Source organism: uncultured Arthrobacter sp. (genome assembly GCF_947493765.1).
GTDB lineage: Bacteria > Actinomycetota > Actinomycetes > Actinomycetales > Micrococcaceae > Arthrobacter_D.
The window spans coordinates 171,321-186,804 of the sequence record NZ_CANLSZ010000002.1 but is presented as its reverse complement, the minus strand read 5'-3'; the positions used below and the strand labels follow the sequence as shown (position 1 = coordinate 186,804).

Sequence of the window (15,484 nt, the reverse complement as noted above, 5' to 3'; positions counted from 1 at the left end):
TAGGAGTGTGTCTGATGTTCGAAAGATTTACGGATCGTGCCCGTCGAGTTGTTGTGCTGGCCCAGGAAGAGGCCCGCATGCTCAACCACAATTACATCGGCACCGAGCACATTCTGCTTGGCCTGATCCACGAGGGTGAGGGCGTTGCCGCCAAGGCGCTGGAGTCACTGAGCATCTCGCTGGGTGCCGTCAGGGAACAGGTCCAGGAGATCATCGGGCAGGGCCAGCAGGCCCCCTCCGGTCACATCCCCTTCACCCCCCGGGCCAAGAAGGTACTGGAACTGTCCCTGCGGGAGGCCCTCCAGCTCGGCCACAACTACATCGGTACCGAGCACATCCTGCTCGGGCTCATCCGCGAGGGTGAGGGTGTCGCCGCACAGGTCCTGGTGAAGCTCGGAGCCGACCTGAACCGCGTCCGCCAGCAGGTCATCCAGCTCCTGTCGGGCTACCAGGGCAAGGAGCCGGCAGCAGCCGGCGGCCCGGCGCAGGAGGGTACTCCCGCTGGATCCGTGGTCCTGGACCAGTTCGGCCGGAACCTCACGCAGGCTGCACGCGAGTCCAAGCTCGACCCGGTGATCGGGCGCGAGCAGGAGATGGAACGCGTCATGCAGGTCCTCTCGCGCCGCACCAAGAACAACCCCGTCCTCATCGGTGAGCCGGGCGTCGGCAAGACCGCCGTCGTCGAGGGCCTCGCCCAGGCGATCATCCGCGGCGACGTCCCGGAGACCATCAAGGACAAGCAGCTCTACACGCTGGACCTCGGTTCCCTCGTGGCGGGCTCGCGCTACCGCGGAGACTTCGAGGAGCGCCTGAAGAAGGTGCTCAAGGAGATCCGCACCCGCGGCGACATCATCCTGTTCATCGACGAGATCCACACCCTCGTGGGAGCCGGAGCGGCCGAGGGCGCCATCGACGCCGCATCGATCCTCAAGCCCATGCTGGCCCGTGGTGAGCTCCAGACGATCGGCGCCACCACGCTCGACGAGTACCGCAAGCACATCGAGAAGGACGCAGCACTCGAGCGCCGGTTCCAGCCGATCCAGGTGGCCGAGCCGTCCGTGGCCCACGCCGTCGAGATCCTCAAGGGCCTGCGCGACCGCTACGAGGCCCACCACCGCGTGTCCATCACGGACGGTGCGCTGAGCAGTGCCGCGACGCTGGCCGAGCGCTACATCTCGGACCGGTTCCTCCCGGACAAGGCGATCGACCTGATCGACGAGGCCGGAGCACGCCTGCGCATCCGCCGCATGACGGCACCGCCGGAGCTCAAGGAGATGGACGAGCGCATCGCCGAGGTGCGGCGCGAGAAGGAGTCGGCCATCGACTCCCAGGACTTCGAGGGTGCCGCCTCGCTGCGCGACAAGGAGCAGAAGCTCCACGACGAGCGCAGCGACAAGGAGCGCCGCTGGAAGTCCGGTGGACTCGACGACATCGCCGAGGTGGACGAGGAGCTCATCGCCGAGGTGCTGGCCAACTCGACCGGCATCCCCGTGTTCAAGCTGACCGAGGCCGAGTCCTCGCGACTGCTCAACATGGAAGCCGAGCTCCACAAGCGCGTGGTGGGCCAGAACGAGGCCATCAAGTCGATCTCGCAGGCCATCCGGCGCACGCGGGCCGGCCTGAAGGATCCCAAGCGTCCGGGCGGCTCGTTCATCTTCGCCGGCCCCACCGGCGTGGGCAAGACCGAGCTCGCCAAGGCCCTCGCGGAGTTCCTGTTCGGGGACGAGGACGCGCTGATCACCCTCGACATGTCCGAGTACTCCGAGAAGCACACCGTCTCGCGGCTCTTCGGTGCCCCTCCGGGCTACGTCGGTTACGAGGAGGGCGGCCAGCTGACCGAGAAGGTCCGCCGCAAGCCGTTCTCGGTGGTCCTGTTCGACGAGGTGGAGAAGGCCCACTCGGACCTGTTCAACTCGCTCCTGCAGATCCTGGAGGACGGTCGCCTGACCGACAGCCAGGGGCGCATGGTGGACTTCAAGAACACCGTGATCATCATGACCACGAACCTCGGCACGCGGGACATCTCGAAGGGTGTCATGACGGGCTTCCAGTCCGGCACCGACACCACCACGAGCTACAACCGGATGAAGGCCAAGGTCCAGGAGGAGCTGAAGCAGCACTTCCGCCCCGAGTTCCTGAACCGGGTGGACGACACCGTGGTGTTCCCGCAGCTCACGCAGGACGAGATCATCGAGATCGTGGACCTGTTCCTCGAGCGGCTCGGCAAGCGCATGGGCGACCAGGGCATGACCATGGAGCTCACGCCGGCCGCGAAGGTGCTGCTGGCCACGCGGGGCTACGATCCGGCGATGGGTGCGCGGCCGCTGCGCCGCACCATCCAGCGCGAGATCGAGGACCAGCTCTCGGAGAAGATCCTCTTCGGGGAGATCACCTCGGGCGAGCGCATCCACATCGACGTCGAGGGCGAGGGTGTGGACGCGAAGTTCACCTTCGTCGGCGTCGGGGCGCCGAAGGAGATCGAGGACGCCCCTGCTGCGCTGGAGGCAACGGTCCCCGAGTAGGACCATCCCCTGCGCACCACGGAACCCGCCCTGGCCACCAGGGCGGGTTCCGTCGTCTGTGGGGGAGGGGAGTGCGGCCGATGGATCGGTGCCCGCGGCAACCGGATTCCTCCCAAAGTGAACTCCTGTGATCCCGCCCATATCCGGTGGTAGAGATGATCCATGAGCACCCCCTTCTCGAACCTCGACGACGCCGTCGCCCTGCCGCGCCTGAGCGGACTCGCCCTCGACCGGCAGGGCACGCGCCTCGTGACGACCGTGGCCACCCTCGACCAGAAGAAGACCGCGTACCAGAGCGCACTGTGGGAGATCGACCCGGAGGGCAAGCAGCCCGCACGGCGGCTCACGCGCAGCGCGGCCGGCGAGTCGGGCGCGGCGTTCCTCCCCGGCGGAGATCTCCTGTTCACCTCCGCCCGGCCCGACCCCGACGACGCCGACGCCGAGAAGCGGCCGGCACTCTGGCGCCTCCCCGCCGCGGGCGGCGAGGCCTCGCTGTTCCTGACCCGCGAGGGCGGGGTCTCCGGTGTCGCCACGGCGGACGACGCCGAGATAGCCGTCGTGACCGGGAGCGTGCTCTCCGGGGCCACGACCGAGCAGGACGACGCCGAGCGCCGCACGGCACGCAAGGACGGCGGGGTCGCGGCCATCCTCCACAGCGGCTACCCCGTACGGTACTGGGATGCCGATCTCGGCCCCGAGGAACCCCGGTACTTCGCCGTCCAGGGCGGCCGGGGCGGGGACGATGCACTCGAGGACCTCGTCCCCTCCGTCCGGGACGGGCTCCGGAACGCCCACCCGGTCCTCACACCGGACGGCTCCGCACTCTTCACCTCCCTCACGCTCCCGGAGGAGCGCGGTTCCCGGCGCACCGTCATGGCGCGGGTCGAGCTGGCCACCGGCGCGCTGGACGTGCTGCTCGACGACCGCGGCCACGACTACTCTCCCGGGCCTGTGAGCCCGGACGGCCGGTACCTGGTGGTGGTGCGGGAACGGCGGACCACGGCCGAGCTCGCACCCCGCAGCAGCCTGCTGCTGCTGCCCCTCGACGGCGGCGAGCCGGTCCCGCTGGCGGCCGACTGGGACCGCTGGCCCGAACCCCAGGCATGGCTGCCGGACGGCTCGGCCCTCGTGGTCACGGCCGACGACGACGGCTCCGCACCGGTGTTCCTGATCGGCACCGCCACGGGTTCGGTGCGCCGGGTCACGCAGGACGCCGCGGCCTACTCCGACGTCCGGTTGGCCCCGGACGGCCTCACGATCTACGCGCTGCGCAGTTCCTATCTCTTCCCGCCCGAGGTGGTCCGCGTCGATGTCGCCTCCGGCGCCACCGAACGCCTCCGCAACCCCGCGGAGCGCCCCGAGCTCCCCGGCACGCTCGAGCGGATGGAGTCGAGCGGGGAGGACGGTCAGCGGGTGGCGTCCTGGCTGGTGCTGCCGGACGGCGCCTCCGCGGAATCGCCGGCACCGGCCCTGCTGTGGGTCCACGGCGGTCCGATCGGCTCATGGAACGCCTGGAGCTGGCGCTGGTGCCCCTGGATCATGGCGGCCCGGGGCTACGCCGTGCTGCTGCCCGACCCGGCCCTGTCCACGGGGTACGGCCAGCACATGGTGGATCGGGGCTGGGGCCAGTGGGGCAGGGCGCCGTACACCGATCTCATGAGGGCGACAGACGACCTCGTGGCGCGCGCGGACATCGACGCCACGCGCGTCGCGGCGCTCGGAGGGAGCTTCGGCGGTTACATGGCCAACTGGATCGCCGGCCACACCGACAGATTCGCCGCGATCGTCACCCACGCGAGCCTGTGGGCCCTCGACCAGTTCGGCCCGACGACCGATGCGGCCTACTACTGGAAACGCGAGATGACCCCCGAGGCGATGCTGGAGAACTCCCCGCACACGCACGTGGGAGAGATCAGCACCCCGATGCTGGTCATCCACGGCGACAAGGACTACAGGGTGCCGATCGGCGAGGGACTGCGCCTGTGGTACGAACTGCTCTCCGCCTCGCAGCTCCCCGCGGACGACGACGGCGTCACGCCGCATCGCTTCCTGTACTTCCCCGACGAGAACCACTGGATCCTCAAACCCCAGCACGCGAGGATCTGGTAATCGGTCATCGAGGCCTTCCTCGCCACGCACCTCCTCGGGGAGGAGCGTGAGCTGCCGCCGGAGCTCGGCCTGTAGTGCTCCGGGGACGGGGATGATTTGTAGAGTGGTCCGATGAGCCCGCCCTTCACCATCCGCACCGCGCGTACCGCGGACGTCCCCGCGATCAGGTCGATCATCGCCCCGCTCGCGCAGGAGCGCATCCTGATCGCCAAGGAGACGGTGGCCTACTACGAGGCGCTGCCCGAGTTCCGGATCGCCGAGAGTCCGGACGGCGTGATGCTCGGCTGCGGGGCGCTGCACATCATGTGGGAGGATCTGGCCGAGGTGCGCACCCTGGCGACGGCCTCGGACGCGCGCGGGCTGGGCGTGGGGCACGCGCTGGTGGAGGAGCTCCTGGCCGGGGCCCGCGACTTCGGGGTCAGCCGCGTGTTCTGCCTGACGTTCGAGGTGGACTTCTTCCGCCGCCACGGGTTCGCGGTCATGGAGGACCAGTCCGTGGTCGACCCGGAGATCTACTCCGAGCTGCTGCGCTCCCACGACGAAGGGGTGGCGGAGTTCCTGGATCTCGCGCGGGTCAAACCGAACACGCTCGGCAACACCAGGATGATCCGCCGGCTGTGACCGCACCGTCCCCGGGAGGCTGGCGCTCCGTCCGGACCCGGGGATAAGGTCGGACCACTGAGCATCTCCCGCGGGAGTGCCGGCGCGCACCGGATCCGGTGGGTGTACACCGAACCGAAGGAGGTCCGCATCATGGGACTGGGAGACAAGATCGGGAACAAGGGCGAGGACCTGGCCGGCAAGGCGAAGGAAGGCTTCGGCAAGGCGACCGGGAACGAGAGCATGGAGGCCGAGGGCCACAAGGACCAGGCGAGCTCCAGCGTCAAGGATGCCGGCGAGAACGTGAAGGACGCGTTCAAGCAGGGCGACTGACCCGGATCGGGCCGCCCCTTCCAGGGCAGCCCGGCAGGACCGGAGGGAGGGTTCCCGTCGCGGGGGCCCTCCCTCCGGCGTCCCCGGTCCGGGTACCCCGGACAGCCCCGGCTCGGACCCTAGGCCCGGACGGCGGGGGCCGGTAACGTGGCCAGTGGCCCGTACGGTCCACGGGGGCGGGCCGCGAGGTCTCTGTCCGTCCGCAGCAAGGAGCAGCCGCCATGAAGAAGCTCATCAACGATCCCCGAGCAGTGGTCGACGAGTCGGTCGAAGGATTCGGGGTCGCGCACGCGGATCTCGTGACCGTCCACGCAGATCCGCTCTTCGTCGTCCGCCGGGACGCGCCCGTGCAGGGCAAGGTGGGCCTGGTCTCCGGAGGCGGCAGCGGGCACGAACCGCTGCACGCCGGGTACGTGGGGCGCGGCATGCTCGATGCCGCCGTCCCCGGTCCGGTCTTCACCTCGCCCACCCCCGACGCGATCATCCCGGCCACCACGGCCGTGGACGGCGGGGCGGGCGTGCTGCACATCGTCAAGAACTACACCGGGGACGTCCTGAACTTCGAGACCGCGGCCGAGATGGCGGAGGCCGACGGCGTGCGCGTGCGCTCGGTGCTCGTGAACGACGACGTCGCCGTCGAGGACTCGCTGTACACCGCGGGGCGCCGCGGCGTCGGGGGCACCGTCCTGGTGGAGCGCATCGCCGGCGCGGCCGCCGAGCGGGGCGACGACCTGGACGGCGTCGCCGCCGTGGCGCAGCGCGTGGTCGACGGCGTCCGGTCGATGGGCGTGGCCCTGGCCGCCTGCACCGTCCCGCACGCGGGAGTTCCCAGCTTCGAGCTCGCGGACGACGAGATCGAGATCGGCATCGGCATCCACGGGGAACCCGGCCGGCACCGCATCGCCATGGAGGACGCGGACAGCATCACGCAGCGCCTCCTCGACCCCATCACGGCCGATCTGCAGCTGACCTCCGGGGACCGCACCATCGTGATGGTCAACGGGATGGGAGGTACCCCGGCGAGCGAGCTGTACATCGTGTTCCGCAGGGTGGCGCAGCTGCTCGAGGGCCTCGGCGTCACCATCGAGCGCTCACTCGTGGGCAACTACATCACGGCCCTCGAGATGCAGGGCGCGTCCGTGACCGTGCTGCGTGCGGACGACGAGATGCTCGAGCTGTGGGACAGCCCCGTGCACACCGCGGCCCTCCGCTGGGGGGTGTGACGTGGCCGGCACGCTCGACACCGCCTGGGCCCTGCGCTGGATGCGGGAGACGGCCCGCGTGATCGCCGTCGAGCGCGCAGCACTCATCGACCTGGACCGCGCCATCGGCGACGCCGACCACGGCGAGAACCTGGATCGCGGCTTCACGGCGGTGCTCGGCAAGCTCGACGCGGCGGACGCACCCGCCACGCCGGCCACGGTCCTGAAACTGGTCGCCATGACCCTGATGTCCACCGTGGGCGGTGCGGCCGGGCCCCTCTACGGAACCGCCTTCCTGCGCGCCGCGACCTCCCTCGGGGATGCGGGGGAGATCGACGCGGCACAGGTGGCGACCATGATCGCCGCCGCCCGGGACGGGATCGTGGCACGGGGCAAGGCCGAACCGGGCGACAAGACCATGGTGGACGCGTGGACCCCGGCCGCCGACGCCGCCACGACCGCGGCCCGGGAGGGATCCGCCGCCGCCGCGGTGCTGGCAGCGGCGGCGGACGCAGCCCGGTCGGGAGCGGAGGCCACCGAGCCGCTGCTCGCCCGCAAGGGCAGGGCAAGTTACCTGGGGGAGCGCAGCATCGGGCACCGGGACCCCGGTGCGGTCTCGAGCGCCCTGATCCTGCAGGCCGCGGCCGACGCCGCAGGAGACGGCACCCCATGACCGTGGGCCTCGTGATCGTCTCGCACAGCGAGAAGATCGCCGTCGGCGTGGTCGACCTGGCGGCCCAGATGGCGCCCGACGTGGTGATCGTCGCGGCAGGCGGGACGGACGACGGCGACGGCGCCCGGATCGGGACGAGCTTCGAGCGGGTCCAGGCCGGGATCGAGCAGGCCATGGGCGACGACGGCGTCGTGGTCCTGACCGATCTCGGTTCCGCCGTCATGACCGCCGAGAGCGTGCTCGAGTTCCTCGAGCCCGAGGTCCGCGCCGCGGTGCGCCTCGCCGAGGCGGCCGTGGTGGAGGGGGCCGTCGCCGCTGCCGTCCAGGCCCAGGGTGGGGCCCCGCTGGAGGAGGTCCTCCGTGCGGCGGAGAGCGCCGTGGTGTCCCTCCGGCCCGAGGAGCTCCAGCCGTTCGTCAGCGGAGCGGCCACGGGCCGCGGGGAGGACGGCACGTCCGGCGGGCCCGCCCCGGACGGACCGCAGGTCAGCGGCTCGTTCACGCTCCCGAACAGGATGGGCCTCCACGCCCGTCCGGCCGCCGTGCTCGCCGCCGCCCTGCTGGAACTCGACGCGGAGGTGACGCTCAACGGCGTGGACGCCACCTCGGTGATGATGCTCATGAGTCTCGGCCTCGGCCAGGGGGAGACGGCGAGGGTCGAGGCGAGCGGCCCGGATGCGCAGCGTGCCCTCGATCTCGTCCGGGAGTCCGTCGAATCGGGGTTCGGCGAGCCGACCTGAGCGCCCGTCCTGAGCCCGTCTTGAGCCCGCCCTGAGCCGCTCCCGACAGCCGCCCTCCTCCGGGTCAGGACGGCAGGTGGATGCTCCCGTCGGTCTCCTCGGCCAGGCCGTCGGCCAGCAGTCCGGCGAGGGCCCGCTCGAGCTGCTCACCGGGCGCCTGCAGCCCGTGCAGCGCGCCGAGCGCGCCGTGCAGCTGACCGGATGCAGCGGACGTGACGCCCGCCGGATATCCCGGCACGAGATCCACCGGGCCCCGGAGCAGCAGGGCCCTCGGGAGGGGATCCTCGGTGGCACGCAGGACGGCCACCATCGCCCCGCGCACCTGCCGGTCCGTGCCGGCCCACGCCTGTCCCTTCGGCACGTGGTCCGGGGCGGGGCGGCCCGCGGCGACCCAGGCGCAGGCGTCCCGGACCGGACAGCTCCCACAGGCGGGTACGCGGGCCGTGCAGATCACCGCCCCGAGCTCCATGACGGCGGCGTTCCACCGCACCGAGAGTGCGTCGTCCTCGGGCAGCAGCTCCTCGGCCCGCCTCATCTCCGCCGCAGTGAGTGCTGGGGCGGGCAGGGCGGTGCCCGCGAACAGGCGTGCGTGCACCCGCCTGATATTGGTGTCCACCACCGTCTCGCGCCGGCCGTGGGCGAAGGCCGCGACGGCGGCGGCCGTGTAGGCGCCGACGCCGGGCAGGGCCAGGAGCTCCTCGCGGGTCGACGGGACCACGCCACCGTGCTGCAGCACGATGGTGCTCGCCGCGGCGTGCAGGCGCAGCGCCCGGCGCGGATAGCCGAGCCGGCCCCAGTGGCGCACGGCGGCGCCCGCGGGCTCCGCCGCGAGCTCACCCGGCGTGGGCCAGCGCTCCAGCCACTCGTTCCAGACCGGCAGGACGCGCACCACGGGGGTCTGCTGCAGCATCACCTCGCTGACCAGGATGCCCCACGCCGAGCACGCGGGATCCCGCCAGGGCAGCTCGCGGGCCGCCTCCGAGAACCACGCCGTCACGCGACGGTGCAGCAGCGTGGGAGGGGCGGGGCGGCCGGACAGCGGCGCCCGACTCCGGGCACCGGAGGCGGTGGTCATCGGTACTCCTGGGTCACGGGGCGCACCGCTACATGAAGCGGTCGAGCAGGCTCGTCTCGGCGATCCTCGACAGGCCCTCGCGGACGGTCCTCGCACGCTGCTCGCCGATGCCGTCCACCGCCATGAGGTCCTCGATGTTCGCCGCCATGAGATTCTGCAGTCCGTCCAGGCGGTCCACGAGGCGATTGGCGATGGCCGGGGGTACCGCCTTGATGCCCGAGAGCAGCCGATAGCCCTTCGGCTGGACCGGGGTGTCCAGCGAATCGCCGGAGGAGGTGAACCCGAGCACGCCGGCGATGGTCCCGAGATCGATCAGTTCGGTGGAGCTGAGGCCCTGCAGGGTGCTCACGCGGTCCTCGAGCGAGGCGGTACTGGAGCCGACCTCCAGGTAGTCGCGCAGCACCATCTCGCTGCCCGGGCCCAGCCCGGTGGTCAGCTCCTCCACCTGGAGCGACAGCAGGCGGCCGTCCACGCCGAGCTCCAGCACGTACTGGGAGATCTCCTCCGAGATCCGGCGCACCATCTCCTGGCGCTGCAGTGTGGCGGCCACGTCGCGCACCGTGACCATCGCCTCGATCTCGAGGGCGGAGAGCGAATTGGTCACCTGGTCCAGGCGCGCCCGGTACCGCTCCAGCGTGGCCAGGGCCTGGTTGGCGCGGGCGAGGACGGGCTCGGAGCCCTCCAGGACGAAGCGGATCCCGGCGATGTAGAGGGCGATGATCTGCATGGACTGGCTCACGCTGATCACGGGCAGGCCGGTCTGCTTCGCCACGCGCTCCGCCGTCCGGTGCCGTGTCCCGGACTCCTGCGTCTCGATGGTGTGGTCGGGGACGAGCTGCACCCCGGCACGGAGGATCCGGCTCGCGTCGCGGTCGCACACGATCGCGCCGTCCATCTTCGCCAGCTCCCGCAGGCGCGTGGGCGAGAAGTCGATGCCGATGTCGAATCCGCCCGAGGAGATGGAGTCCACGGTCCTGTCGAATCCGAGCACGATCAGCGCTCCGGTCCGTCCCCGCAGGATTCGCTCAAGACCGTCGCGCAACTGGGTTCCGGGGGCTACTCTGGCGAGGGTGGCCTTCAGCGCGTCCTCAGGACTGCGGACCATGGGCACTTCCTTTCGCCTCCGCGCGGTGGAGAGCCCGGCGCGGTCGGGCAGGCGCCGGGACGGTCCGGCGGTCGATGGCTGAGGGGTGTGGTGCAGCCGACATCAATACTACTGGCGCCGTCGCGCCCACCGGCGCGGACGCCCGTCGCCGGCCCCGCTGTTCCAGGGGGTGCCCCGGCAGATCCTCGGGCCGCACCCTAGAACAGCAGGGCCAGCGCCTCGGCGAGGGTGGACACCTCCCGCACCGAGAAACCGGCGGGAACGGGACCCGTGCCCCCGGGCGAGGCGGGGACGATCGCGTGCGTGAAGCCGAGCCGTTCCGCCTCGAGGATCCGCCGGTTGATGCCGGGGACCGGCCGCACCTCCCCGGCCAGTCCCACCTCGCCGAACGCGATGAGCCGGGCCGGGAGCGGGTGATCGGTCTTGGCGGAGGCGATGGCCAGGGCGACGGCCAGATCCGTGGCCGGTTCCGTCAGCCTGACCCCGCCCACCGTGGCCACGTAGCTGTCGTCCTTGTGGAGGGAGACCGAGGCCCGGCTCTGCAGCACTGCCAGCAGCATGGCCACACGGGAACTGTCCAGCCCGCTCGTGGCCCTGCGGGGCTGCGAGGTGGAGGACTCGGCGAGCAGTGCCTGGACCTCCGCGAGCAGCGGGCGCCGGCCCTCCAGCGTCACGGTGATGCAGGTGCCCGAGACCGGGTCCTTGGTCCGCGAGACGAACAGTCCGCTCGGATCGGCGAGCCCCTCGATCCCGCCGTCCGTCAGGTCGAAACAGCCCACCTCGTCCGTGGGACCGTAGCGGTTCTTCACCGCGCGCAGCAGCCGCAGGCGCGAGTGCCGTTCGCCCTCGAACTGGCAGACGACGTCGACCAGGTGCTCCAGGAGCCTCGGTCCGGCGATCGACCCGTCCTTCGTGACGTGCCCCACGAGCAGCGTGGTCATGCCGCGGGCCTTCGCCGCCCCGATGAGCGAGGCGGCGACCTCGCGGACCTGCGTGACACCGCCGGCACTGCCGTCCACGGCGGCGCTGCTCAGCGTCTGGACGGAGTCGACGATCAGCAGGGCGGGGTCGATCTTCTCGACCTGGCCGAGGGCCTGGCCCAGGTCCGTCTCCGCGCTGAGGTACAGGGAGTCGGCGACGGCGTCGATCCTGTCCGCCCGGAGTCTCACCTGGGCTGCCGACTCCTCGCCCGTGACGTAGAGGACGTCGTTGCCCAGCCGTGCCACGCGCGCGGCCACGTCGAGCAGGAGGGTGGACTTCCCCACGCCGGGCTCCCCCGCGAGGAGGATCACGGCCCCCGGCACGAGCCCTCCGCCGAGGACGCGGTCGAGCTCGTCGATCCTCGTCGGCTGGAACCCGGACAGGGTGGCATCGACGTCGGCGATCCGCCGTGCGGGAGTGGTGACCGCCGTGGCCGCCGTGGTGCGGGCCGCCACCTGGCCGGTCTCCTCGACGGTTCCCCAGGCCTGGCACTCGCCGCAGCGGCCCACCCACTTCGCCGTGGTCCAGCCGCACTCGGCGCAGCGGTAGTTCGGGGCGTTGCTGCGGCCCGCACGGGCAGCGGGGGAGGTCTTGGTGGCCATGGCCTCAGGCTACCGGCGGCCACGGACAGGACGGGCTCAGAGGCGCGGCAGGTAGCCTGCGGCGTCCTCGTGGGAGAGGCCCGTGGCCTCGAGCAGGTCCACCACGAGGGGGCGCAGGAGCAGCACGAGGCCCTCGCCCTCGAGGTGCTTGATGTGCAGCGGCCCGGGATGGAGCTGGATCGCGACGTCGGCGAGTTCCATGCGTGCCTGGCGGAGATTGAGGCCGCGCTCGGTCGAGTCCTGACCGGACAGGGCGCGGCTGAGGACGTCGACGCCGTCGGCGGCGTCGACCAGCGCCTGACTGAGGGCCACGACCGCCTCGTCGGACATGGCGGCGTGATTGATCACCGAGGTCAGCCGCCGGGAGAACACGCGGCTGTTCCGGATGGCGAGGTCGATGAAGCCGACGGACCTCCTGAGGGAGCCGAGTTCGTCGCGGTGCCTGCGGTAGGCGGGGGAGATCCGCGCCACCTCCTCGGCCGAGCGCATGCTGGTGGTCAGGGTGTCGAGCCGGGACTGGGAGGCGCGCGCCCTCACGAGGGCGTGCCAGGCGCGGGTGGAGTCGCTGTTGCGCAGGGCCGCGGCGCTCTCCCGGAGTACGTCCGAGAGCTCACCCAGGAGATCGCGGACGTCGGTCTTGGGTTCGCGGCGGGGGTCGCGGGGCAGCAGCACGGTGATCAGGAGGGCGAAGAGGCCCCCCACGATCGCGTCGAGGCTGCGGGTGAACGGACCGCCGTCGGGGGCGGGGAGCAGCACCACGAGCAGGGACTGCAGGCCCAGCTGCGTGGTGAAGATGGTGCCGCTGTCCAGGAAGCGTGCCAGGAGGATGGATACGAACAGGACGAGGGCCGCCTGCCAGAGGCCGGTGCCGAAGAACGTGAGGAGGACATCGCCCACCGCGATGCCGAGCGTGCACCCCAGGGCCACCTCCAGGACGCGGCGCAGCCGTGGATCGCGGGAGAAGCCGAGGGCGATCATGGACGAGGTCGCCGCGAAGAGCGGCCCCTCGTGGCCCAGGACCTCCTCGGCGAAGGCGTAGGCCCCCACCGCGCAGACGGTCATCTGGAGTGCGGTGACCACCGATCCGGAGCTGCGCCTCAGGCCGATGCGCGAGCGCCTGCGCAGGAAGGCGAGCGTCGCTGATACTCCCTGGCGTGCCGGCATGGCCCCAGTCTATGAGGTGGGGTCCCGGGCCCCTCCCGGTCTAGAGGAAGGGGCGCCCGGGCCCGGCCGGCGATGTTCACCTCCCGTTAAGGTCCGATGATCAGTCCCGTCATCTGCTGCGCCTAGCGTCGAACCCGTACCTCCGTCCTCCGCGTTCCCACCGGTGCCGCGCGTGCCCGGTGACCATCTCCCTGGAAGGGGCAGTATCCCGTGAAGGTTTCTCGTAGCGGCCGCACCGTGGCCGTCATCTCCCTCGCCGCGCTGGCGCTGACCGCATGCGGTTCCGACGACGTCACCGGAGGGGCGCCGGCCGATGCAGCCTCCGGGTCCTCCACGCTCAGCGGGACGCTGACCGGCGCCGGGTCCTCGGCCCAGAACGCGGCCATGACCGCATGGCAGTCCGGGTTCGCCGCATCGAGCGGCGCCGGCGTCCAGTACTCGCCCGACGGCTCGGGGGCCGGCCGCGACGCGTTCCTGGCAGAGGGCGTGCAGTTCGCGGGATCGGACGCAGCCCTCGACGACGAGGAGTACGCCGCCTCGAAGGAGGTCTGCGGTCCCGACGGCGCCATCGACATCCCGGTCTACGTCTCGCCGATCGCGATCGCCTTCAATCTCCCCGGCATCGACACCCTGCAACTGGACGCCGCGACCATCGCCTCCGTCTTCCGCGGCGAGGTGGAGAGCTGGGACGACGAGGCGATCGCCGCGCAGAACGAGGGCGTGGAACTCCCCGCGACGCCCGTCACCGTGGTGCACCGCGCGGACGACTCCGGGACCACCGAGAACTTCACCGACTATTTGGCGGCCGCCGCACCGGAGGTCTGGACCGACGAGGCCGACGGCGCCTGGCCCGAGGCCCTCGTCGCCGAGAACGCCCAGGGCACCAACGGCGTCGTCTCGACGACCACCGGGACCGACGGCGCCATCACCTACGCGGATGCCTCCGCCGTCGGCGATCTCGGCCGGGTCAGCGTGCTGGTCGGCGAGGAGTACGTGCCCCTCGGTGCCGACGCCGCCGGCCGCGCGGTCGAGGCGGCGACGCGGGTCGCGGGCCGGTCCGACGTCGACATGTCCCTCGAGCTCGAGCGGGACACCACCGCGTCCGGTGCCTACCCCGTGGTCCTCGTCTCCTACCACGTGGTCTGCAGCAGCTACGCGGACCAGCAGACCGTGGACCTCGTCAGGGCCTTCGAGACCTATGTGGTCAGCGCGGAGGGGCAGGACGCCGCCGCGGCCTCCGCGGGCAGCGCACCGCTCCCGGAGGACATCCGGGCAGACGCCATGACGGCGATCGGATCGATCACCGTGGGTTCGTCGTAGACGCCGTCACCGGCCCGGCGGCCACCGGGAAGGACCACCGGCGGTTCCGGGCCGTGCAGGAGAATCCCGTACCGTGACATCTGTCCGGGGCGCGCAGCGCCCGACCTCCGACCCGAAGGGCACCCCCGTGGCGACCACCACCCTGACCAGACGCGATGCGGCAGGCAAGTCCGGAGACCGGGTCTTCTCCGGAGCCGCGCTGGGAGCGGGCATCCTGATCCTCGTGGTCCTGTTCGGCGTGGCGGTCTTCCTGATCATCCAGGCCCTGCCGGTCCTGGGCGCGGATCCGGCGGACATCACCGGCGGTGAGGGGTTCGGGGCCTACATCTTCCCGATCGTCGTCGGCACCGTCATCGCCGCAGCCATCGCGCTCCTGCTCGCCACCCCGCTGGGCATCGGTGTGGCCCTGTTCATCTCCCACTACGCCCCCCGGCGCCTGGCCATGACCTTCGGCTACCTGGTGGACCTGCTGGCCGCCATCCCGTCGGTGGTCTACGGCGCATGGGGCTATGCGGTCCTGGCGCCGCGACTGGCCGTCGTGTACGGGTGGCTGGCCGAGAACCTCGGCTGGATCCCCCTCTTCGCCGGACCGGCGAGCCAGACGGGCAAGACCATCCTCACCGCGGGGATCGTCCTCGCCGTCATGGTGCTGCCGATCATCACCTCCCTGAGTCGGGAGATCTTCCTGCAGACCCCCACACTGCACGAGGAAGCTGCCCTCGCCATGGGCGCCACCCGGCTGGAGATGATCCGGATGGCGGTGCTCCCCTTCGCGCGGGCAGGCATCGTCAGTGCGGCGATGCTCGGACTCGGCAGGGCCCTGGGCGAGACCATGGCGGTGGCCCTGGTGCTCTCCGGCGGCGCCCTCACGGCGAGCCTGATCCAGTCCGGAAACCAGACGATCGCCGCGGAGATCGCCCTGAACTTCCCCGAGGCGTACGGACTGCGCCTGAGCGAACTCATCGCGGCGGGCCTGGTGCTCTTCGTCATCACGCTGGCCGTGAACATCATCGCGCGCTGGATCATCAGCCGCCACAGGGAATTCTCGGGAGCGAACTGAC

General features: G+C 71.3%; 12 protein-coding genes and 1 pseudogene. 9 read left to right on the top strand and 4 right to left on the bottom strand.

Translation table 11 applies throughout. From position 1 onward, the window contains the following. Positions 1–14 precede the first annotated feature (14 nt). The 7 genes and pseudogenes from Q0747_RS03805 to dhaM all read left to right on the top strand — a co-directional run bounded on the left by Q0747_RS03805 (position 15) and on the right by dhaM (position 8,176). Positions 15–2,522 (top strand): ATP-dependent Clp protease ATP-binding subunit, encoded by a 2,508-nt coding sequence (locus Q0747_RS03805; protein WP_298251930.1) that lies wholly within the window; start codon positions 15–17, stop codon positions 2,520–2,522. Between the two features lie 162 nt (positions 2,523–2,684). After that, positions 2,685–4,706, top strand: a pseudogene (locus tag Q0747_RS03800) (prolyl oligopeptidase family serine peptidase). A gap of 36 nt (positions 4,707–4,742) precedes the next feature. Then, on the top strand, positions 4,743–5,252 hold the full coding sequence (locus tag Q0747_RS03795; RefSeq protein WP_298251929.1) for an amino-acid N-acetyltransferase: 510 nt from the start codon (positions 4,743–4,745) through the stop codon (positions 5,250–5,252). Positions 5,253–5,384: 132 nt separating this feature from the next. Beyond that, entirely contained in the window at positions 5,385–5,564 is a 180-nt protein-coding gene (locus Q0747_RS03790) for a CsbD family protein (RefSeq protein ID WP_148599946.1), read from the top strand. 221 nt (positions 5,565–5,785) lie between these two features. Beyond that, complete coding sequence (dhaK, locus tag Q0747_RS03785; protein ID WP_298251928.1) at positions 5,786–6,787, top strand: dihydroxyacetone kinase subunit DhaK; 1,002 nt, start codon at positions 5,786–5,788, stop codon at positions 6,785–6,787. Between the two features lie 40 nt (positions 6,788–6,827). After that, positions 6,828–7,439, top strand: a complete 612-nt coding sequence (dhaL, locus tag Q0747_RS03780; RefSeq protein ID WP_298252271.1) for a dihydroxyacetone kinase subunit DhaL — start codon at positions 6,828–6,830, stop codon at positions 7,437–7,439. Continuing rightward, a complete protein-coding gene (dhaM, locus tag Q0747_RS03775; protein ID WP_298251927.1) occupies positions 7,436–8,176 on the top strand; it encodes a dihydroxyacetone kinase phosphoryl donor subunit DhaM in 741 nt (246 codons plus the stop codon). Before dhaL ends, dhaM begins: the two co-directional genes overlap by 4 nt. 64 nt (positions 8,177–8,240) lie before the next feature. Here the strand turns inward: dhaM and Q0747_RS03770 are convergent, their stop codons facing one another. The 4 genes from Q0747_RS03770 to Q0747_RS03755 form a co-directional block, all read right to left on the bottom strand. Then, positions 8,241–9,251: an A/G-specific adenine glycosylase gene (locus Q0747_RS03770; RefSeq protein ID WP_298251926.1), complete on the bottom strand. Its 1,011-nt coding sequence runs from the start codon at positions 9,249–9,251 to the stop codon at positions 8,241–8,243. 28 nt (positions 9,252–9,279) lie between these two features. After that, complete coding sequence (gene disA / locus Q0747_RS03765; protein ID WP_298251925.1) at positions 9,280–10,356, bottom strand: DNA integrity scanning diadenylate cyclase DisA; 1,077 nt, start codon at positions 10,354–10,356, stop codon at positions 9,280–9,282. A 197-nt stretch (positions 10,357–10,553) separates the two neighbouring features. Further along, positions 10,554–11,939: a DNA repair protein RadA gene (gene radA, locus Q0747_RS03760; protein ID WP_298251924.1), complete on the bottom strand. Its 1,386-nt coding sequence runs from the start codon at positions 11,937–11,939 to the stop codon at positions 10,554–10,556. Positions 11,940–11,975: 36 nt separating this feature from the next. Further along, positions 11,976–13,103 carry an aromatic acid exporter family protein gene (locus Q0747_RS03755; RefSeq protein ID WP_298251923.1) on the bottom strand — a complete coding sequence of 376 codons (1,128 nt, stop codon included), beginning with the start codon at positions 13,101–13,103 and terminating at the stop codon, positions 11,976–11,978. Positions 13,104–13,313: 210 nt separating this feature from the next. On the opposite strand from Q0747_RS03755, the gene pstS reads away from it, so the two are divergent. Both pstS and pstC read left to right on the top strand, forming a co-directional pair. Then, on the top strand, positions 13,314–14,423 hold the full coding sequence (gene pstS, locus Q0747_RS03750) for a phosphate ABC transporter substrate-binding protein PstS (protein WP_298251922.1): 1,110 nt from the start codon (positions 13,314–13,316) through the stop codon (positions 14,421–14,423). 127 nt (positions 14,424–14,550) lie between these two features. Beyond that, positions 14,551–15,483, top strand: a complete 933-nt coding sequence (pstC, locus tag Q0747_RS03745) for a phosphate ABC transporter permease subunit PstC (RefSeq protein WP_298252270.1) — start codon at positions 14,551–14,553, stop codon at positions 15,481–15,483. The last annotated feature ends 1 nt before the right edge of the window (position 15,484 follow it).